This window comes from Vibrio sp. 1288 (genome assembly GCF_033344475.1).
The window spans coordinates 1-558 of sequence record NZ_JAWPOX010000955.1 but is presented as its reverse complement, the minus strand read 5'-3'; the positions used below and the strand labels follow the sequence as shown (position 1 = coordinate 558).

Genomic DNA, 558 nt, shown 5'->3' with positions numbered 1-558 from the left:
CTCTCCATGCTGGCACGGTTATTTGTGGTATTACCTGAGTGATGGAAACTCTTCCAATAGGTATTGCCATGACGCCCATTGAAGGCAAAGGCTGGATCGCTCGAGTTTTGTGTATCGACACGAGAGGGCATTGCTTTAAGAAGTGCGATGCGAAAGTCTTTCGTTTCGTCTAGCTCATGAGATCTGCCACTGCCGTCTTTGACGGTAAAATCGACTACCAGTTTGGTTTCTCCGGTTTCTTGAGTGACCAATGATGGCTCGGAAACACTGATCTCGAAATCACCAAGCGCAGGTGGTGGTGTATTTTGATCGTTTTTGCTGTCTGGACCACATCCGGTGAGCAGTAAAATAAAAAATATTAATGTAGCGATCGACTTTAAACCGTTCATAGTCCCTCTCGATTCGTCCTAAAGTAAGTGGGAATGCGTTGGAATGGTTAAATATCTCAATAAACAATTGATTGAAATATTAATTTTGTATTCAAGCCAAAAGCAAAATATCCATATTTACATCGCTTGAATAAATCGAAATACATGGCTTGTAAGAGTATAGACGCAA

The 558-nt window shown here is 41.6% G+C and carries 1 pseudogene; it reads right to left on the bottom strand.

Going from position 1 to position 558, the window contains the following annotated elements:
• Positions 1-389 (bottom strand): annotated as a pseudogene (locus R8O11_RS30310) (cytochrome C); the annotation flags it as partial.
• Positions 390-558: the final 169 nt, after the last annotated feature.